Origin of the sequence: Photobacterium gaetbulicola, from assembly GCF_003025515.1 — a bacterium.
In the GTDB taxonomy this organism is placed as follows: Bacteria; Pseudomonadota; Gammaproteobacteria; order Enterobacterales; family Vibrionaceae; genus Photobacterium; species Photobacterium gaetbulicola.
Window position 1 is genome coordinate 34,927 of the sequence record NZ_PYME01000020.1, and the last position, 21,718, is coordinate 56,644.

The window sequence follows — 21,718 nt, forward strand, 5'->3', positions numbered from 1 at the left end:
CAAGAGTTTCGATTGTATTCCTTCTAAGTAGGTTTATCACCAGCAGCATTAGCCATAACATGCACCCTCGCGTCCTAGTATCAAGAGTAAAAACAGTGTCGTTTGCCGTTCCCCATGAAATCGCTTTTGGTGATCTCTACCTTCCCCCGCTGCTGGTTGCAGCCCTGATCGGGTTGATTTGTACTTCCCTTACCGTTCGTTTGCTAAACCGGCTGCGCTGGTTTCGCCACGTTGCCAGCCCCCCCTTGGTCGAGCTTTCACTAACCATCATATATACCGTCGTTGTCGGCACCTTTGTTTTTCCTTCTTAATCGAATACGGAGCCTATTTTGATCAAACGTTTCAGCGTCACCCTTTGCTTACTCCTATTGGCTATCGCCGCGATAGGCTGGAAATACCAACAGTATCTACAAAATCCCTGGACCCGAGATGGCCAAATTCGCGCTCAGGTGATCCAGATTACCCCTCGAGTAACAGGGCCTATCATTGCATTGCCTATTCGTGATAACAGTGAAGTCAAAGCCGGCGACGTGTTGTTTGAAATAGACCCCCGTACCTACCAAGCAGCCCTGGCCAAGACAGAAGCAAGCTTGGTTCAAGCGCAAGCCCTGCTCAAAAAAGCGCAAGATGAAGCAAAGCGCGGGCGTTCCCTGTCACGCCGCCAGCCAGGCTCAATTTCACAATTGTCACTCAATCAGCTCAACAATGCGGTTGAGTCTGCGCAAGCGGGTGTCATGGTCGCCCGAGCCGCTTGTGATGAAGCCAAGCTAAACCTCAGCTTCACCAAGGTCACCGCCCCGGTGGATGGCTTTATCACCAACCTGACCCTGAGAATGGGAAGCCAAGTGGTCGCGAATCAACCGGTTGTCGCCCTGGTTGATAAAAACAGCTTCTGGGTTGAAGGGTTCTTCAAGGAAACAGACATTCAGGATGCCACCATCGGTGAACACGCTGTCGTCACCCTGATGGCCTATCATGACCAGCCACTCAGTGGCCGGGTTGAAAGTATCGGATACGGCATTGCCCACCAAGATGGCAGTACAGGGGTTTCGCTTCTGCCCAACGTCAACCCCAACTTCCAGTGGATCCGCCTGGCCCAACGAATACCGGTCCGGATTGCACTCGATAACTTGCCTGCCTCTCTCCAGCTCCGCGCCGGGACGACGGCATCGATAATGATCAACAAATCCCAGCCAAACGCTGCCCTGTAAGGATCTTCTATGCTCAATCAGCGCTGTATCTTGCCACTGAAGGTGGCCTTAGCCCTGACCCTGGCCATTGTCAGTGCGCTATGGCTGGGCTGGGAACGTCCGTATTGGGCTGGCTTTGCCGTGGTTGTCATGGCTGCAACCGAAACGTCGGGACATTCGCTGAAAAAAGGCCGTCATCGACTTGTCGGCACCTTGCTAGGCGTATTAGCGGCTTTCCTGCTGGTTGGGCTTTTTGCCCAACAGCCATTGCCGTTCCTTGCTTGCTACAGCCTTTTTGCTGCACTTTGCGTCTATCTGCAGGGCAATCCACGCAATGGCTATATGTGGACTATCTGCCTGATGGTCTGCTCGTTGGTGGTCGTCATGGGCAAACTGCTACCGGAGCAGACCTTCTCAGTGGCCGTTTTACGGCTCCAGGAGACCGTGCTGGGAATTGTCTGCTTTACGCTGGTATTTAGCTTGTTATGGCCAACATCCAGCCATCGTACCGTCATTGCCACCCTAAAGCTGTACTTTGATAATCAGTCAAAGCAGCTACAGATTGCCATGGCTGAACTCAATGACCACAACACCTTCACCAAAGCGCTCACCTTAAGTGATAGCTTGAAGCAGTTAACCCGGTTGGAAGATCTCATCTACGCGGCCAGCGCAGACAGTTACCATATCGCCCATGACTACCCAAAGTGGCAAACATTGCTCAGCCAACTCAACCGGTGGGCACTGCTGTGCGGCCATCTGGCAGAAGCCAGCGCCCTAACCAGTGAAAAAATGGCACCAGAGCAATGTGCAGTTATTGCCTCCTTGCTGGAGCGGCTCAGCAGCCGGGCGCAAGATGCCCTAGCATTGCTTGAGGGGAGAGCCGTCATCGACGGTCGAAGCCGCCTACCGCAAAACGTTGCCCTACTCCCATCAAAGCCATTAGATAACGAAAAAGCTGGCAGTATTGATGACCACCATGGCGCAACGATGATGTTAGGCTCACTGCTGACTAAGATTGATCAGCTGCAATATGACCTCGTGGCGACCCTGTCTGAGCTGACTGCTCAAAGTCATCAAGGTAACGCCAAATACAATCAACCCCACCAAGCGGTCTCAGCGCCAGGTTCATTCACCGCAAGATGGGCATTTCGCCCGGATAGCGCTGTAGCGGCGTTGAAAGCCTGCCTGGTGATCTGGGTATGTATCGCATTATGGCTTTATGTCCCCATGCCTGGTGGTGCAATGATCGTACTGCTCGGGGCCATTTTCAGCTGCGTCGTCTTGTCACTGCCATTTGCCAGCGTAAAAGCATTGTCATTTTCCATGTTCGGTTGGTCACTGTTCGTCCTGGCTCAGTATGTTTTGCTGATGCCGATGCTGACCGAGATCTGGCAACTGTCGGCGTTTTATTTTATCAATGCGTTTGGGATCTGGTATGTGTTCTGCCGGCCCCAGCAGGCACTGCAAAGAATGCTGGGTACCCAACTATTGATAATGATGACAAGTGGTGCGATGCAGCTGACGCCGGTCTACGATATTCAGTCCGCCTTGCTGCAGCTTATGCTGATCGGTATCGTCATGCTGATCATCTTCTGGGTGAACCACACTGTCTTTTCGGGTACGCCGGAATCTGTATTCTTGCGTGAATTGGGGCGTTTGCGGACCGGGCTCAAACTCGACCTGCAGCAATTTACCAAGCCGAAGCACCAGCAAGCTGGCCATAGCATCGTCTTGAAAAGACAAGATCCGCTGCGCTCTGTCGCTATGGCAGAAACCGCAATCAGCAGGATTAACTGGCAGGCTTACCCTGAGCTGGAACCGGCAAAAGTCGGCACAGTGATCACCGGTGCGTACAAGGCCTGCCTGCTCTATCGTGCTTTCGAAGATAACTACCGCCATTGGCAAACTGCATCGCAACACCGAGCCATTGAGGCACTGATAGCGAAAATCACTCAATCGCTAGTCGCAATTCTGGAGGAATCTACTGTGAATCCGACGCTTACTGAGCACCAGTATCAACTTGATAGGTTACTGTTCGAGCTGCAACGCTACCTGATCGGACTAGACCGGGAGTCAATATTGCAGTTCTCGCTGAGTGCCGATGATGTTGATGCCAGTTACCGGCTGCTAATCTCATTGCAGCTGCTGATAGATTCATTTAAGACTCTGATAATCAACGTTCAGCATAACCATATCCATCAACTGCGATTGCAACCTTTTGCCATCTAAGACTCGACAGCAAAACGCCACCGAATCGTTCAGTGGCGTTTTGCTATTGTACAGAGGAGCATCGGAACATTTACTTAATCAAACGCACCAGCAGGGTTCCGGGCTCGCGCATCGGATCGAGATTCACACTCAGCACATAACCACGGGTCGGCGCATGGTAGCGCTGTATCTCATCGCCGAAACTGTCGTACTGCACCGCTAGCAACTGGCCGATTTCAACCCGCTCACCAATCTCCACCTGCGGCAGGGCAAAGCCACCAAGTGTCGCTCTCACGGTGAAGATCTGCTTGCCTTCGTAGCACTCGTGCTGGGGCTGGCTAACCTCCCCCTCCAATACCCCTTCAGCTTTAAGGATATTGAGTACCCCATCGACAGAGCGTGCAATCATATCCGGCTGCAAGACCTTACCGGCACCAACCTCAACGGTAATCGATGGAATACCGCTGCGGTTCCAAACCGTTTCCAGCACCCCCTCATCGCCCGGATCATCGAAAATACAATCCGGATTCATCAGCCGGGCCATTTTTACGGTTTGGGGAATACGATAATCCGCAAACACATACAGCGGGTAAGCTGCACCGCGAGTCTGGGTATGCAAATCGACCGCGATATCGGCATTGTGCGCAAGCAGATCGTACCATATTGACGCAATATAACGCTGGGCGGCGTCTCCCTCCGGGTTGCCCGGGAAAATCCGGTTGAGATTGGTCGGCGAGGCGTCAGGGTCTGACATGATAAAATCTCGGGTGTGCATCAACATGCCAGACACATTGACCGTCGGCACAATCACCACCGTGCCTGCCACGGCCTGCTCGGCAAGATATTGGATCACTTTCTGAGCCGTGACCACGCCATTCAGCTCGTCACCATGCACGCCTGCCGTGATCATCACTTTTGGGGCATTGCCGCCCTGCTCGCCGCGGTAGACCACCACCGGCAAGTGCCAGCTCTGTCCGATGCCATTTTCTTGGGGACGAAACCAAAACCGGTGGCAGCCCACGGGCAGCTCATCGACATCCAACCGGGTGATCACCTGATGTCCCTGCAAAACGTCATCGGTATATCGGGTTTTCATTTCCGCCATACGCTTCCATCCCTATGTCTATGAAATTGATAGTCTGCAAAAAAAATGGGCAGTTTCCTGCCCATTCACTCTAATCGATTTTTCTGCGCTTACGCAAAGCCTGTTATGTGAGCAATTACTACAATCACACTCGACAACACAAACAACAGAGCGATGAAGCGCCAGCAGAACTTTGCCCAGTCCCCCCAGTCGATGCGGCACACGCCCAGTGTTGCCATCAGTGATGCCGAAGTTGGCACGATGATATTAGTAAAGCCATCCCCCAGCTGGAACGCCAGTACCGCAACCTGACGAGTGACACCGGCCAAGTCAGCCAGCGGGGCCATCAAAGGCATGGTCAGTGCCGCTTGTCCCGAGCCCGACGTCACAAAGAAGTTAAACACCGACTGGAAAACGTACATCAGCCATGCAGCCATCACTTCCGGCAGTGAGCCGATTACGTTACCCGCACTGCTGAGGATCGAGTTCAATACACTGGCTTCGGTGGCATCACCGCCACCACCTAGGATCAATAGGATCCCCTTGGCACTACCGACCAGCAGCGCCGGTGCTAGCATGATGCTCGCACCGTCTTTAAACGCATCAGCCATATCATTGACGGTCATGCCGTTGAGGCGGAAAGCTACACCAATCAAGCCCGCGACAAAGCCCATGGTAAAGAACTGCGAGGCAATTTCAGGAATGTACCAAGCATGGGCAACTACCCCCCAGATCACCCATACCATTGTGGCAACCACGGTCAGCATGACCAGGGTATCGCCCAGGTTCCAGCGCGATGCCGTTACCGAGGCCTCCTGTGTTTTGAAGTGGACATCGCCTTTGATACTGAAAGACTTGGACGGATCTTTTTTCACCCCGTTGGCGTACCACATGGTAAATGCGATACCGATAATGGTGAACATAATCCACAGGCCAATACGCACCGAAGCACCAGATAGTACCGGCACGCCAGCGATCCCCTGGGCGACTGCGACCGAAAACGGGTTCATCCATGAAGCAGCGAAGCCAATCTGGGTCGCGACGTAGGTAACCATCACGGTGGTAATGCCGTCATAGCCAATTCTGACCATCAGCGGGGCGATAATAATCGCGAACGCAACGGCCTCTTCGCCCATTCCGAATACTGCGCCGCCAAGAGAAAATAAGGAAAACAGCACCGGAATAAACAGGGACTCACTGCCCTTGGTACGGTCAATCAGGCGCAGGATACCATTATCAATCGTACCGGTACGCATCACGATGCCAAACGCGCCGCCAATCACCAGCATAAACATGATAACGCCGATAGCCGAACCCCATTTCGAGCCGGAAACCAACCCTTCGAACACGAAGTTCATCAGGCCAATACCACCTCCGCTGGCAAACAGCCCGACACTGTTGTAGACCAACTCGCCATGCTCATCCGTCGCGTAAGTAAACGATTCTGGGTCGAGTACGGTACGGGTCTTCTCGGCACCGTCAGCAATATAGGAAATGGCTTGGGTTTCAAACATACCTGCCGGTACGACATAGGTCAGTGCTGTCGCCAGCAGACCAATGAAAAAGATCAGTACCAGAGTATCTGGCATTTTCCAGGTTTTGATTTGGACAACGTCCGATGTTGTATCGCTCATTATTATTCTTCATCTACTTCTTAAAAATGAAGAATAAAATATCGTAAATACTGCATACAAAGTCAATCTCATTTTGCTGAATTGCCACTTTCGTAGAGTTATCAACCAAGAAAAAATGTTACTACTTGTTGCTACAATAAAAAAAGCGCACCCATTAGGTGCGCTCAAGCTTTTGTATTAATAAAACTATATGGAGCTATTTCTTCATTACGACCAAGTTTTCCGTCGGTTTGACAATTGCGACGATCGCCTCGTCATAAATTCTTGCTGCATCGCTCAATGTTACTAGGTATGCATTTCGCTCTGTTGTGCTAAGTGTCTCACCCTGCTCAAGCTTGGCCACCACAGCCAGGCCAATTTCCGCTACAGCTATGGTCTTCTCAGCAATCACAACGCTATCTACCGATGCCACATTGGCAGCCAAGATTGGTTTGACGGCTTGTGCCGCATTCAATACCTTCGCGTAGTGAGCCTTCAATTCAGCCAGCGCATCATTGTTGCCGTCAGCATACTCGCCAACCAGTTTTTCCATTTCATACACCGCATGGCTTTCGACAGGCAGCGCATCAACGAAGCGGTTCAGGCGCTCGTACTGGTTGTAAAGGTCGCCATGGTTCGAAGTTTGGATCCACTTCTCCCAGTTACGGGCATAGTATTGTGCCGGCTCGGTGTATTCGGCCAGTGCCACCAGCGGCTGGACATCTTTACCGTTTGCCAAGCGCTTGTACATCATCATGGCCTTGTTGTGGTGCTGAAGGCCTACCGAAATTTCAGACCAGTGATCGATTGCTGCCATTCGCTTGTACATGCTGTCTTCGTCCGTCAGTTCAGCAGGCGACCAGAAACGCTCGGCAATCGCATAGCTACGTGGCCATAGGCGGTTTTCAACCGTCAGTGAATCATAGTTTTCAGCCCATGCGGTAATTTCTCCGCCCAGGATCAGTTTCTGCTGCTCCTCGGTTAACTCCGCCGGGTAGCCGCCGTTTGGCTCGGGGATCACTGAGCCTTCGATTGCAGTTCCTGCGATCAGCTTGCCTGTGGTCGGCCAGCGGACATTACCAATAAGCTGATAGCTCGTTTCAGCCAGCTCAGTGCCAGCGAAAACCAAGTTGAATTCGGTGTACGACATGAAGTTGTCGAAGTGACCACGGAACACTTTGCCCGGTACATACTCAAGGATGTACACCTCTTCACGTGACTTGCCGTTATAGTCGGTAAAGGCGCGGAAGTTACCGTCCTTGTCTTCAATGATAGTGATCAGGCCTTTACGCGGGCCCCCCTTAGTACGTGGTTTTTCCCACTCGTAGGTAGCAAACTTTTCCCCATCATGCAGGTTGTCGTCAACCGTGATACCGGTTGGCATCGGGTCGTTGCGGTAGTGGTAGCTGGTTGGTTGTGGCTGATCAAGGTAGTAGCCCGTAGATAGGATCCCCTGGTAGCCTTCCTGGGCCGCACGGCCAATACTGTCATGGCCACGCCAACTCTGGATCACAATCGATGTCGGCAGATCTTTATGCCAGATTTCATCCCAGCCAATCATCTTCTTACCACGCTCATCAAGCATCTTCTCAACGCGGGCATTGAGGTAAGATTGCAGACCGTGGTTACCGTCTAGGCCTTTCTCTTTGATATAGGCCTGGATGTCCTCGTTTTCTGTCCACTGGGAGTAATTGGGCTCATCACCACCAATGTGGAAATACTCATCCGGGAAGAGCTCAACTACCTCGTCAAACACTTTACCCAAGAAGGTGTACAGCTCAGGGTTAGTCGGATCCATCAGTGGGACAAAGACCCCCCACTCGCGCTGGTGCGGGTAGCTTTGTCCTTCGCCGCCAGACATCAGCTCTGGATAGGCGTGAGCCACCGCTGAGGCGTGTCCCGGCAATGAAATTTCCGGGATCACCCGAATACCGAGGTTGCGGGCATAGTCGACCACACCACGGATTTCATCTTTGGTGTAGTAGTCACCGTCAGACGTCATCTGCCATAGCTTCGGATAGCTGTCCAACTGAATACGGATCGCCTGATCATCCCAGATATGCCAGTGGAAAATGTTCATCTTGGCTGATGCCATCGCATCGAGCTGGCGCTTAATCACATCAATTTCAACAAAGTGACGCGAGGTATCGTAGGACACACCACGCCACGGGAAACGCGGCGCATCTTCAATCGTCACTTCCGGCACAAAATAGCCCGTGCTGTCGGTTTCAACCAACTGAAGCAGGGTCTCGATACCTCGGATAGCGCCGTAAGGGCGCTCAGAGGCCAACACAATCTTGCCGTTGTCGGCCGTCAGGGTATAGGACTCGTCCGCCTCAACCGTTTGAACTGCTGTTTTCGGCGCCTGCTGGATATCAATCACCAGTGTCGCTTTGTCTTCGCTATCGACATATGGATTGAGCATCGGCACACCCGTCTGGCGCTCCAGGCGTTTGAGCAATCGCTTGGCGGTAAACGCCACCCGCTCGGACTGGTAGCCTTTGATGAAAACCTTGAAATCACCATCAATCTCGACCTTGCCTTCACGCAGCTCCACAGAATGTGGATATGGCATTAAATTCAAATCGGTATTTGGTGCAGCGGCATACGCTGCCGACGACAGCATCGAACCTGCAACCAAAGCAGACAAGATCGTTTTTTTCATGATTATTCCTCAGACATACTCATCATAATTGTTGGGGCTGATACCCAGCATGATTGATTGGGGTAGGGCTGGATACCACTCTCACTCCCCCCTTGTGGGTTGAAGAAATATTAAATTCGCCATGCGAATTAAACAGTGAGAAAAGCCACAAATCCCTTTGAGTTGTTTGATAGTTTCACACATATCGTAGGCGGAAAGGCCAATATACACCGATAAAACAACCACTTAATACATGTTAGAAACCAAGCTGAACACACTTTGATTTTATGATTATTTTCATAAACTTATACCTCCCTCCCATTTCCAAACAAGTAACAATTTGTAATGCTGCATTTCTCAAAACCCAGTGCACGGTACTCTCAGTTGACACACATCAAGCCAGTCCTGAAATGTCACACTAACATCATCAAAGGGTGTCGAGTTGATCACAAAAATTGATTAGTATGCGGGCTCTGAAATTTTTCACGGATTGGACGAATCAATGTATAAACTGGTTGCCCTTGATATGGATGGCACACTGCTTAACTCGCAGAAAGCCATTTCACCTCGAACCAAACAAGCTATCCAGGCTGCTCGCGACTGCGGTGTGCAAGTGGTCCTAGCTTCCGGCCGCCCACTGGAGGGCATGACCAAGTACCTCGATGAACTGGGTATGACGGGCGAAAAAGATTATGTCCTTAGCTACAATGCATCTTTGGTGCAACGTGTTGCTAGCAAAACAGTGATCCGCAAACAGATCATGACAGGCCGAGATGCGAAGAATATCGCCAGCCTGGCCAATGATTTCGGTACTTTCATTCATGCCTTTACCCCTGAACGCGGTTTGATCACGCCAGAGAACAACCCGTATACCGATCATGAATCAGTGATCAACGGCGTACCGACGACAGTGCTTGATTTTGCCGAGCTTGCCGACGACGAAGAAGTGATCAAAGTAATGATGGTCGCGGATCCGGAAATCCTAACAGCAGCGATCAACCAACTGCCTGCGAGCCTCTACGACCAGTACACCGTGGTGCAAAGTGCCCCTTTCTTCCTCGAGCTGATGAACCCGAACAGCAACAAAGGCACTGGCGTTGCTATGCTTGCCGAGCATTTGGGCCTGGACGCTAGCGAAGTGATTTGCATGGGTGATGCTGGCAATGATCACCACATGATTAAATTCGCCGGTCTGGGTGTGGCAATGGGCAACGCCACCGACGATATCAAAGCGATTGCCAACCACGTCACCGACACCAACGACAACGACGGTGTGGCGAAAGTGATTGAAGAGTTTGTGCTAAAAAACGCCTAACTGTCTCAATGTGAGGTTAAAGGCAGCCACCTGCCTTTAACTTGCGCATAGCTTAGATTACTTTTTTGCGGAGCGCTTGGTCTTTATCAGCCACAGAATAAAGCGATAAATCCACCGCCCCACCTTCCCCAACCGGCTACGTGGGTACTGGCTATATGCCATGAGAAATAGTCCTAACACTAAAATCATTGGCCGGATATACCACAGTTCAGTAATTGCTTTTCTATTAATCGAGCTTGTCGATTCAACAGTAAAATCAATCAGCCATAGAATTAGCTGGGAAAAAACCAATATTGCCCCCCAGAAAAAGACATGTTTCTTCTTAATTCTCATCACTCTTTCCATGAACGTCTCACCAAAGCAAACAAGAAAGGCCGATGAATCGGCCTTTCTTTTTACACATCACTACTTACCAGCAAGGGCTATTCATCCCATAAGATAGGCACTGGCATTCCAGCCCTGCGCAGTGATTTGGTCCCTGCTTTCGCTGGCGCTACCGGCTGAACTTCAACCGAATACCGCTTCACTTTACCTGCCGTGAGATCCGAGCCTGTCATCGCATCACCGCTGATCAAGGTCACTCCTGCCGGGAACGAGACGTAGTAAGTACCGATCCGGTCAGGGGCAGTGATACCGTGCAATTCAACCTGGTGCACCCCCGGCGTCAGCGGCACATCGGCACTGACCGAACGGGAGGGGCTTGCCATTGTGCGGATCAGCTGGCCATTAACATACAAGGCATAAGTGTCATCATTCGCTGCACCGTTATCACCAAACGTAAAGGTGTAAGTCTGCTGCTCCAGCTCAAACGGCAACGTATTGCTCTGCTGGGTGCCGTTGACATTCACAACCTCGGCCCATACGTCACCCGTCTCAGCACCATTTGGCACCACAACTGTCAGCTCCGAAGGCGTCGCTCCAGTGATCATCGCGGCAACAGGCTGTCCCTCATCACCGGTGAAAAATACCCGATTATCGGTAATGATCCGCGAGAAACCGGCACCTGAGATGGTTACCGTTTCTCCCCATGCCCCGGTCGAAGGATCAAGTGCTGAAAGTGTCAGCTCCTTCACCAGCTCAATCGTGAACTGGGTATCCAGCTTAACCTCTACCAAGTCATCAACAAACGGATCCCTGTCTAGACGGTGGTGGGATAACTTCACCGATAACGGTGACTCGGCCTTATCAAGGTAATCCGCAGGCAGGCGAACTTTCAGCGGGGACACCGGTGCTGTCAATCCCGCTCCCACGATGTACGACTCATAAGTTGGCGCGTCATCGGTATGGATTTCCTGCTTGCTATCAGTAAAGGTCACTGAAGGTTTGTGGGTCGTCGCACCGAAAATACTGCCTTTAATAACCGGGTCTAAACCCTGCCCTTTCAGGGCTACATCTTTTGGCTCGCCATCAACCATGATCACTGCCGGTGTTACTTCCTCGACCGAAATCGGGAAGTTCACCCGGAACTCGAGGTAGCTACTAGTGGTGGCAATATCTGTCGCCAGCTTGCCCAAATCCACCGCGGTGCCACCTACCGAAACCACCGTCGCCGCACTTCCCCAAGGTGTCAATTTCATGCCCAATGCAACCGCCATCTTCTTAACAACAGCTGGCCCCTGGTTTACCGCGACAGCTTTGACAATAGCTTCATAGGTAGACGCTTCTGATTTTTTGATCATAGCCTCTACGCCTTCAGCAAAGCCACTTACGGTGCCCTTGCTCCAGCCTGACTCAACGGCATCAACTAGACCATATTGGAACAGGATGTCCAACACTGTACTGGTAGTGCTATCTGTCATTCGCAGCCCTACCACAGTATTGACCACCGGAACAAATGCCTGACTCATGAAAGTACGTACTGCCAATTTATATGATGGCGAATTTTTATAGATATGCCATACCTCTCCTTTGAAACCTGGCGTGTACAATCGTAGATCTGCCGAGCGGTGTTTGAGATCTTCCGTCTTCATATTGGCATTGTAGAAGCTGAAGATCCCGCTCTGTGGGGCGAGCAAGTCAGAGGAGAAATAGCTGTTAGCATAATCCCGGATGATCTTGCCATTGTAAGCATTGAGCAGCTTATAATCGGCAAACATCATCGTATCATTTTCAATATCAATTTTACCGTTGACGCTGTCACCAGCGTCTTGGAAGCTGACTCCGAAATCTTGCTGGAAAGGCTGTGGCGTCACTTCTGCGCCGCCAGCTTGGCTTGCATAAGCAACGATTGACTTAGCACTCACCAGCGCCGCTGTTTTTTGGCGTATCTGCCCCTGAGACAGCGCAGAATCTACAGCGCTACCAGCCGTTTCGATAGCCTTCAGGAACATTTCGGTAAAGTCTGCCCGGCGGTAGTCTTCGAGGTAGTACGGATCTTGCCCTAGCTTCTCGTCAAGGTAATCACCAAATGCCCGAGTCGAGTTTAGCAATACGTCCATCACTGCACGCTGGTCATCAGCATGGATCGTTGCCTCTAACCCCATGCTGGTATATACCAAGCCAGCCGCCATGGTATAGGGGCTGATTTCAATACTACCCTGCCCCGGCAGCACGACACCACTTAGGAAAATCGCCGGCTCCCTACCTGCTTGTTCAGGTGCAAACAGGTGGACAGTCGTTGCTCCCTGGTTCCGTGTTGGCAGGACGAAGCTGCCATTAGCGGCAACAGCGCTGTCTGAAGACCCCAGAAACTCAGCTGTTAGCTGATCAAAGGCCAAGGTCGACCCCGATGGCAAGACGACACTGCCTCCCGTCTGCTGGCGAACCTCAACGGGCAGGCGGTTAGAGATCTCGTCGCTAACCACGGCAATCACGCCACTGGCAGCATCCAGCGGAAGGGTAACCCGGATACGATTATTGGAAACAGATGTTGGGATCAACTCCACACCATTCAAGTTCACCCTGACAGATGGCGCACTCAGGTTTATCCCTTGCAAAGTGATGCTCTCACCTGCATAGGCGTAACCCACATCGCCGATGACTTCCACATCAAACAGCAATGGGCTATCGGCATCCACCACGGTGATCTGGTGAGGGTAGGAGATCTTCCTGCCGTTAGACACTTTGATCTCACCTGATTGCGCCTTTTGCGGTACGGTGAATGTCAGGACACCTGACTCATCGACTTGTGGTACAAGGTTAAGTAGCTCAGTCCCTTGCTGCCAAGCGATCATTGGTGTTGTGCCAAACCCTTCACCCTCGAGGCGAATAGTATCTCCACGGCGGGCAACACCTTCTATGGCATGGCTGCCATCAGTGGTGATCACCGTGACAGTTGTGACTACCAGGCGACCTTCTTTATCTCCCGGCTCTGCCTGCTCTAGTGGAGACAAACGATCATTGTCATTGATATCCTTGAGGCTATCGTTGTCATCATCAGTATCGACAAAATCCAAGATAGCATCGTTGTCTGAGTCCTCAGGCAATATCGGGTCAAAACCGATTTCCACATCATCGGTAATTTCGTTGCCATCAGAATCCGTATCGAGGAAGTTAGCCACGCCATCGCCATCAATGTCCTGCACGCCCTCAACTGAATCATCAATTAAGTCGCCATCACTATCAAGATCCCACCAGGCCGGCAGCTGATCACCATCCTGATCTACATCTCCTGCGGACAACAGTTGTTCCAAGCCGTCGAGGATGCCATCGCCGTCACTATCTGGGTTGGTTGGCTGCATGCCTAGCGCCAGTTCAGTATCATCGGACAGCCCATCCATATCACTATCTTTGAACACGCTAACCCGGTAGCTAAATTGTTCCGATGCCGCATTATTAATATCAGCTACCGAGAACGCATGGGAACCATCGGCAGTAATACGCGAGCTCACCGCAAGGTAATCTTCATGTGACCAATCAACTTTTACTGTTGGCAAGCTGGCACCAGCACTGCTCAGAAGAGCCAAAGATGGGGCAAATTCTTTATTGGTTTTATGCAGCAACAGCGTAATGATATCGCCGGCCTTGGCATCAAATAGGAAATAATCAGTATCCACTTCATAACCCGAGCCCGACTCAACCACCCCTTTTACAGCAAATGGGTAGCTGCGGTTCAACTGATTACCATTAGGGTAGAGGTTGCCGTTAAATTCCATTTCAGAATAAACAAACAAGTCCTGCTGCTCAGGATCAAACGGGTAGGCATCACTTTGATCGGGCTTGCCATCGCCATCTTCGTCACTCTGAGCATAGTTACCGACCCCGTTACCATCAGAATCGATCCACTCCGTGATATCTTTTGGGAATTGATCATCAACGTTTAATGTACCGTCTCCATCAATGTCCAGGTCACGGCTAGACGGTATACCATCAGCATCATAATCGACATATAGTGTCTTGGTTCCCGAGCGGGAATACTCACCATCTGACACAGTCAGCTTAATCGTATAATTACCCTCGACCAATGCTAAGAGTCGGGTATTCCTTGATGACGGAGCCAATATATTCCCAGCATCTTTTTCCGGCTCTTCGACAATCTGCCATTGGTAAGTCAAGGCACTGCCATTTTCTGTGGTACTTCCCGCGGCACTCAAGGTAATGGCTCGATTTATGGCTGCATACTCAGACGTTGTAATAACTAATTCAATCGTATTATTGTCCGGTGTTGGTGTAGTCGTTGGCTTTGAAATGCTCTCATCTCTATCCCCATCGAAACACCCTGACAGCAACGCGCTGGTAATGATGGCTGCGGCCAATGTGACACGTTGCTTCACCGGCTGTTGAAGGTGACGTTTCCCCATCGAATAATCCTTTATTCCTATTCTCTGCAAATAATTACCGCACCCAAACCATTAGCACTAATTGCCACGCTTGGGCACAGCACAACATAAATTGGGAAAGTAGCATTTACAGGCACACCAACAGGGGATGCTTAGCGCATTTCTTCGATGCAGTTCGGGTATTTAAGGTGTAAGGAATAGCTTGCATGCAAATAATCGCCCACACTTCAAAGTTAACCTTAGATCCCTATAGGGTATAGCTCGTGCATATACGTCTTTCTATGAGGTTGATAGGCCACTTCAGTAAGCAATATTGTCGGATTGAGCCCTTGGGATCAGCCGATCACACATCGATAGCAAGAGTACGGATTTCATGTGGCACATAAGGTTTATGTTCCTGTTCCATGCCTGGTAGGAATCGGAATCCGACTGAAATCACACAGCTAAAACTGGGCTGACAGCTTGAAAGAGAGCCGGTCCCCCTCTGCACGATTACGAACCTCCAGCTCATTGGTCCACTTTAATTCCGCCCGAACCGGCCGCCCAGACCAGGTTGCCCGATAACTAATAACCGGCCCCAGGCCGACAGCCTTTGCTTTGAAGTCTCCCGATACGGCCCCACTACCAGAGTCCGAGCTGAGCTGTTGATACCAGTAACCTGACAAGCCGATCCCGGTGAAGCCCCACAACAGAGGAATATATTGGATCAGCGTCGAGTCAACATGCATCTGGGTACCCGTCTGATAGTCGGTATCCTCATTTTTGGTGTTCCAATCGATTCCGCCTGACACAGTAAACTCTTGTCCGGTGACCGGCTCAATATACTGAAGCCAGGCAACAGGTGAAACGCTCCAGTAATTTTTACCGACATTGGCCAATTTACCGGGTTCAAAATTACCGGTCGGGGCATAAAGGTTGAAATGTAGTTCCGTTAGCCAATATTCAGACAAAGAGTAAGCCAACATCAAGGGGGCAATCATGATATCGCCAAGGCCACTGTCCCTGTCTCGCAGGCGATGCCCTTGCACATTATGTTCTTGGCTGGCAGAGACTTCCACTGAACTATATGGCAACGCAATTGCCATGGCATATTGCCACCCGCCTTTTAATCGAATCCCCGGATTCCAAACAAGGTTCATCGAATAGGTCTGGGTGGTAATACTCAGATCGTTTACCGCCAAACCCGCCAAGGGAACACTCAGTTCACTCTGAGTGCTGCCGTCAAACCCGCTCAGATCCATATACACATTGAGTGATTTACTGGGTGGAATTTGATTGATCCTCGATGACAATGTGCCGGGCAGATAGTGGCCACTCCCCCCCTCTTCTGCCGTCACTTGGCAGGGAGCGACAAGGGCGGCTAACAAGGCTCCTGACAACAAGGCTTCGTAACACGAAGACAATCCCCTAGCCAACATGGCATGCATAGAAAATTCCCCCTATACCTCAATAGCTTGAAATATAGATGAGAATTTTGAAATTACGTAATCACAATGAAAAATTGCGATGACACAGCTAGCAATCCTTAACAAAAATATTGCAAGATACCGTTTTCTAATGAATTAATTACACATCAAACCAAAAAAGGGATGTGTGATGAAAGGATTTGTTATTTCTAGCTGGGACTTTTCATCCGGCGCAGCAAGGCAAAACCCACCGGAGGTGCAAAAACTCCTCGCCGAAAACTGGTATCACTGCCAGCGAGATGCCGCAGGACTGAAGGACTGGCTGATAGCTAATCAGATCCCTGAGGCCGTTGTTGACTCCCTGCTCGCCGATGACACACGTCCGCGATTCGAAAAGTACAGCGACGATTGTTTTTTGGTGATATTGCGCGGCATCAACCTCAACCAAGGGGCTGAGCCCGACGATATGCTTAGCCTACGTATTCTCTGGTTCAAAGGTGCCCTTCTCTCAACACGGAAGGTACCTTCGCGAGCCGTCACGAAAATCATCAACCAACTGGAACAAGGTATCGGGCCGCTTAACTTACCGGACTTGCTGCAAGCAATGGCAAACAGCATCAACGGGATCATCTCAGGTTTTCTCTCCCCCGTGGAAGATACGCTCAACGAAATGGATCACAACGTCAAGGCTGATCCCAAAGAACTCAATGCGATATATTCCCGCCTGCTGCGACTTCGCCGATACCTCAAGCCCCAGCGCTATGTACTTGAAGATCTGATACAAGCTGAGATAGAGGTATTGACCGGACACAAGAACCATTTCAAAAACTGCCTAGATACCATCGTGAGAATGAACGAATCTATCGAGTTCTATATCGACCAGGTCAATCTCTACTTTGCCAATATCAACCAGCGACAAGCAGAAACGATGAACAGGAATACCTATTTGTTCTCTGTCATTGCTGGCCTATTTCTCCCCGCTGGATTTTTCACCGGGTTGCTTGGTGTCAATATAGGAGGAATACCAGGAGTTGAGGACCCGCTGGCATTCCCTCTGTTTTGTCTCGGCCTAATCCTTATCGTGGCGATTGAGATCATCATTCTGAAGAAGTTGAAATTCATCTAGCGAAGAGCGCCGGCTAAATATCCTCCTCCATAAGCCAGCACTGCGACTGATGAGGAGGAAAGCCAGCTATGCGATGAACACATAGTGCTATTAGAAATTCGCCAAAAAGTACGGGATCATCAAGGCATTGACCAGGTCGATAAAGAACGCACACACCAATGGCACAATAATGAAGGCCAAATGGGAGTTACCGTAGCGCTGGGAGACCGCAGACATATTGGCCATCGCCGTCGGCGTGGAGCCCAGTGAAATCCCTCCGAAACCGGAGCAGATGACCGCCGCATCGTAGTTTTTCCCCATCGCCGGAAACACCACGAAGATATTGATCAGCACCGCAACGATGAACTGCGCGGTAAGAATAGCGAAAATAGGCCCCGCCAAGTCAATCAGTGTCCACAACTGCATACTCATCAACGACATCGCCAAGAAAGTACCCAAAGCAATATCGGCAATCAAAGCGACCGCAGGCTTTCTCGCGGGCCAGCTCGTACCTGTAATACGTCGGAAACCGATATTGTGCACAATATTGGTCATCACAATACCGGCGAACAAACAGGTGACGAACAGCGGTAATTGCAAGCCCATTTCGGCAATTGATTCATTGAGAATATAACCAAGAATGACACAAACATGAATGGATAAAATGGCATCGAGGAAATCGAAGCCCGAGATGTGGCCATTCGACTCCTCATCCGCAACCCCCACATCCAACGCCTCTTTTTTCTCTGGTTTGAGATCATGACGGGTGATAAGAAACTTAGCGATGGGACCACCCATCAAGCTTGCCAAAATAAGACCAAAAGTGGCACAGGCTACCCCTATCTCCATCGCATTGCTGATGCCGTAGCCTTCCGATATACGGGGAGCCCAAGCAATAGCGGTACCATGGCCGCCAATGAGTGAAACACTGCCTCCCAGCATACCAACCGGGCTCTCAAGGCCGAAGGCTTTTGCCACGCCTATCCCCGTGAAGTTTTGCACCATCATGTAAGCTATGGTGATCGCCAACAGGATCACCAAGGGCAAGCCCCCCTTGAGCAAATCTTTCAAGCTCGCATTGATCCCAATGGTGGTAAAGAAGTACACCAAAAGCACATCACGCGCGACCAGATCAAATTCAATGGCGATATCCGACACGCTGTAAACAATCGCGATGATCACCGAAAACAAAATACCGCCCGTGACCGGCTCGGGAATACTGAACTCTTTGAGTGGCTTGAACACATTATTAAGCTGTCGGCCAATAAACAGCACCAGTATCCCGATGGTGACGGCAAAAAAGGAATCAAACCTCAAAATGCCATTGACCCAATCCATTTCCATATAGTTATACCCTTAACATTTGCAAAACTTTCATTAACCCTAGCAAAACTCTATGAAAAATAGCGGTGTTAAGGTCAACAAACGCTGACTGGCACGCAAGAATCAGTGTTATGAAATTTGAGACAGTGATATATGAGATCGGCTATGAGGGCCGAGAAAACCAGCGGAACTAAAATCCGCTGGCTTACCCGCTATCGATGTTAGATCAAAGATTCAATACCGTATTCTTTACCGTAGTTCTCCACCACAAAGTCGATATCCTTATCACCGCGGCCTGAGAGATTAATCAAAATTGACCCGGTTTCACCCTGTTTAGCGATTTTCAGGGCATAAGCCAAGGCGTGGGCCGACTCAATAGCTGGGATAATCCCTTCGCAACGTGACAGTTCGAAGAAAGCATCAATCGCTTCCTGATCATCCGCTGTACCGTAGTTAACCCGGCCGATATCTTTAAGGTAGCTATGCTGTGGCCCAACCGACGGATAATCCAAGCCACTAGCAACTGAGTAGACTTCCTGAGGTTCGCCCTTCTCGTCTTTTAGCATGTAAGATTTAAAGCCATGCATGATACCCGGCTCACCCAGCGACAAGGTGGCCGCATGCTCACCGACTTCATCCATAGAACGGCCTGCTGGCTCAACCCCGTGAATAGCCACATCCTGATCGTCCAAGAACGCAGTAAACAATCCCATTGCATTTGAGCCGCCGCCGACGCAAGCCACGAGGTTGTTAGGCAGGTTTCCGGTCATTTCCTTGAACTGAACACGGGCTTCGTTGCCGATGATCGACTGGAAATCACGCACCATCATAGGGAATGGGTGTGGGCCGACTACCGAGCCAATGGCATATAGCTGGTTGATAGGATCTTTGAGGTAAGCATCAAACGCAGCATCTACCGCTTCTTTGAGTGTTTTACGGCCATGGGTTGCCGGGATCACATTGGCACCAAGGATGCGCATTCTAACGACATTCGGGTGCTCCTTGGCGATATCCACTTCACCCATGTAGATATCACACTCCAAGCCAACCAATGCCGCTGCGGTTGCTAATGCCACACCGTGCTGGCCAGCGCCGGTTTCGGCAATCAGCTTCTTCTTGCCCATTTTCTTAGCAACCAAGGCTTCACCCAGGCAATGGTTAATCTTGTGGGCTCCGGTATGGTTGAGATCTTCACGCTTTAGATAAATCGGCGCACCATATTTCGCCGATAGATTCTCGGCATGGAAAATAGGGCTAGGACGGCCAACAAAGTGTTTATAGAGGCGAGCCAGCTCTTCTTGGAATGCGGGATCCTTACGACACTCATCATAGGCTGCGGTGATCTCCTCCATCACTTTTTGCAGCTCTTCGGGAATAAAGCTGCCGCCATATTCACCAAAATAACCTTGAGCATTGGGTAGAGCGTGATCAAACGAGTTCTTCATGGCATTCCTTGTCCTATTCAATGAGTACACTCAGCCATCATAAAGACTTATATGCCAAGGTTGAATAGCAACCTTGCGAGCATTACAGAGAAATGTGATCACGACGATTTAGCTTGCAGAAATGGCCCGGGGAAAACTCACCGGGCTACAGCTGATCTGTCTACTTATAACTAAATGATCCTGTTCATGATAGATCAGGACCACATTGTGCTTAGAGCATATACATTCTTGCCGTGCGCGCAGGAATACTGAACGTATGATAACGAGAGCTTACCGTTTCAGTCGCATCAGAAAGCGTGTCCTGATAAGACTGATACCAGTTGAATTCATGCTGATACGTATCGACAGTATGGCTGCGTTCTTCGCCACACTTGTTAATTCCGACAACGCCTTGCTTACCACGTTTAAAAATAATTAAGCACTGGTCACTGTGCAGTACCGTCATACCTTGCCCCTGCATAGCATTATGGAAAGCAATCATGTTTTTCATATCTGTTTTATTCCAGACATCTGCCCAACGGCCATTGTCTTTATCTTCGCTATCAGGTAGTTCATCACTGTAAATAAGTGGCGTTCCCCCATCTTTACCAAGAATATAAGCATAAGCGAGTGCTTCATCTTCAGGATCCATGATCTGATGACGGAAACCGTCATTGGTAGGAATGTCATGTGTAATAGTAAAAGTGACTGCTCTAGCGTTATCCAGTGCCTGGCCATAAGCTTGTGGATCATGCAGTTTTGTCATGCTGCCATCATAAGAGAACGCAGAACGGATTGATGCAAACAGAGGAAAGTCATAGGCAGCATGATCGGTATTATTGAGGTAGGGCTCCAAAAATACCTCATAACTTGAATCTCCGGCTCCACCGCTGGTAATGACTTCACCAAACACATGCATTCCAGCAGTAATTTCGGCGGTAAACACTTGATCTATTTGGTACTGACTCATGTGTTTTACTGCGTCAATTCGAAATCCAGTTACCCCCATCTGCTTTAGAGCCTGGAGGTACAGTCGCTGCTGCGATACAACCCAGTTATTCGGGTCAAGATCCGGCAAACCGCGATCACCTTCTCCCCCACACAGGCGCCAGTACTGTACATGACCTGGGTCTCCCCAGTCAGAGATACACCCTTCAGGATGAAAGTCATTTGCAGAGAAAATGTTTTCGCTTAAGTCGCCAAATAGGGTCTGTTTCGCATAATATTCGCTATTTGCTGCGTAGTCTGCAAGTACCTCTGCTCCCGGGTAGTTCAAGTCTTCCCGCTTCCAGGTTTCATTCGCCATGTGGTTCAGTACAACATCGGCATAAACTTCTACGCCGTGCTGTTTAAGCGTATCAATCATTGCTTGAAAATCTGTTTTATTACCCAGAGGAGAATCAATAACCCGAATATCCTGTGGCTGATAGCGAGCCCACCACTCAGTTCCTGATGATTTTAATGTTGGTGAAACCAAAACCTTTTTGTAGCCAATGTTGGCAATTTCAGCAGCATTAGCCGTAATATCTGAGTATTTCCAGTTGAAGGCATGCAAAATAGTGTCAGCATAAACAGTGGAAGAAAGGCAGCCTGTAGCAAGAACGGCTGCGAGTAGTGTTTTTGTATGCTCCATCATAATCCTCTGTTATAGGTGTCTCTGTCTTGGGATTGATAAGAGCATACCGACC

13 protein-coding genes are annotated in these 21,718 nt (G+C 50.1%); 5 read left to right on the plus strand and 8 right to left on the minus strand.

Annotated features, from left to right (window positions below):
* Positions 1-95 precede the first annotated feature (95 nt).
* From C9J03_RS17330 to C9J03_RS17340, 3 genes are read left to right on the plus strand one after another with little or no spacing between them, the layout of a single operon-like run.
* Positions 96-311: a DUF1656 domain-containing protein gene (locus tag C9J03_RS17330; protein ID WP_197078554.1), complete on the plus strand. Its 216-nt coding sequence runs from the start codon at positions 96-98 to the stop codon at positions 309-311.
* A gap of 18 nt (positions 312-329) precedes the next feature.
* Positions 330-1,211: an HlyD family secretion protein gene (locus C9J03_RS17335; RefSeq protein WP_044621503.1), complete on the plus strand. Its 882-nt coding sequence runs from the start codon at positions 330-332 to the stop codon at positions 1,209-1,211.
* Between the two features lie 9 nt (positions 1,212-1,220).
* The gene (locus C9J03_RS17340) at positions 1,221-3,419 is read left to right on the plus strand and encodes an FUSC family protein (RefSeq protein ID WP_052829653.1); all 2,199 of its coding nucleotides are present in this window, start codon (positions 1,221-1,223) and stop codon (positions 3,417-3,419) included.
* Positions 3,420-3,489: 70 nt separating this feature from the next.
* On the opposite strand, the gene C9J03_RS17345 is transcribed toward C9J03_RS17340, so the two are convergent.
* The 3 genes from C9J03_RS17345 to C9J03_RS17355 form a co-directional block, all read right to left on the minus strand.
* Positions 3,490-4,494, minus strand: coding sequence for a succinylglutamate desuccinylase/aspartoacylase family protein (locus tag C9J03_RS17345; protein WP_044621975.1), 1,005 nt, complete (start codon positions 4,492-4,494; stop codon positions 3,490-3,492).
* Positions 4,495-4,592: 98 nt separating this feature from the next.
* Positions 4,593-6,071, minus strand: coding sequence for a putative basic amino acid antiporter YfcC (gene yfcC / locus C9J03_RS17350; RefSeq protein ID WP_211300773.1), 1,479 nt, complete (start codon positions 6,069-6,071; stop codon positions 4,593-4,595).
* Positions 6,072-6,312: 241 nt separating this feature from the next.
* Positions 6,313-8,760 carry a family 20 glycosylhydrolase gene (locus C9J03_RS17355; RefSeq protein ID WP_044621505.1) on the minus strand — a complete coding sequence of 816 codons (2,448 nt, stop codon included), beginning with the start codon at positions 8,758-8,760 and terminating at the stop codon, positions 6,313-6,315.
* Positions 8,761-9,241: 481 nt separating this feature from the next.
* Here C9J03_RS17355 and yidA point away from each other — a divergent pair, with 481 nt between their 5' ends.
* Positions 9,242-10,054, plus strand: coding sequence for a sugar-phosphatase (yidA, locus tag C9J03_RS17360; RefSeq protein ID WP_044621506.1), 813 nt, complete (start codon positions 9,242-9,244; stop codon positions 10,052-10,054).
* Positions 10,055-10,476: 422 nt separating this feature from the next.
* On the opposite strand, the gene C9J03_RS17370 is transcribed toward yidA, so the two are convergent.
* On the minus strand, positions 10,477-14,793 hold the full coding sequence (locus C9J03_RS17370; protein ID WP_044621508.1) for an IPT/TIG domain-containing protein: 4,317 nt from the start codon (positions 14,791-14,793) through the stop codon (positions 10,477-10,479).
* Between the two features lie 422 nt (positions 14,794-15,215).
* Positions 15,216-16,199 carry a SphA family protein gene (locus tag C9J03_RS17375; RefSeq protein WP_082060507.1) on the minus strand — a complete coding sequence of 328 codons (984 nt, stop codon included), beginning with the start codon at positions 16,197-16,199 and terminating at the stop codon, positions 15,216-15,218.
* Between the two features lie 169 nt (positions 16,200-16,368).
* Here C9J03_RS17375 and C9J03_RS17380 point away from each other — a divergent pair, with 169 nt between their 5' ends.
* A complete protein-coding gene (locus C9J03_RS17380; protein WP_044621510.1) occupies positions 16,369-17,304 on the plus strand; it encodes a CorA family divalent cation transporter in 936 nt (311 codons plus the stop codon).
* A 90-nt stretch (positions 17,305-17,394) separates the two neighbouring features.
* Here the strand turns inward: C9J03_RS17380 and gltS are convergent, their stop codons facing one another.
* The 3 genes from gltS to C9J03_RS17395 all read right to left on the minus strand — a co-directional run bounded on the left by gltS (position 17,395) and on the right by C9J03_RS17395 (position 21,663).
* Positions 17,395-18,621, minus strand: a complete 1,227-nt coding sequence (gene gltS, locus C9J03_RS17385; protein WP_044621976.1) for a sodium/glutamate symporter — start codon at positions 18,619-18,621, stop codon at positions 17,395-17,397.
* Positions 18,622-18,827: 206 nt separating this feature from the next.
* Positions 18,828-20,051: a tryptophan synthase subunit beta gene (gene trpB, locus C9J03_RS17390; protein ID WP_044621511.1), complete on the minus strand. Its 1,224-nt coding sequence runs from the start codon at positions 20,049-20,051 to the stop codon at positions 18,828-18,830.
* A 211-nt stretch (positions 20,052-20,262) separates the two neighbouring features.
* A complete protein-coding gene (locus C9J03_RS17395; protein WP_044621512.1) occupies positions 20,263-21,663 on the minus strand; it encodes an alpha-amylase family protein in 1,401 nt (466 codons plus the stop codon).
* Positions 21,664-21,718 lie beyond the last annotated feature (55 nt).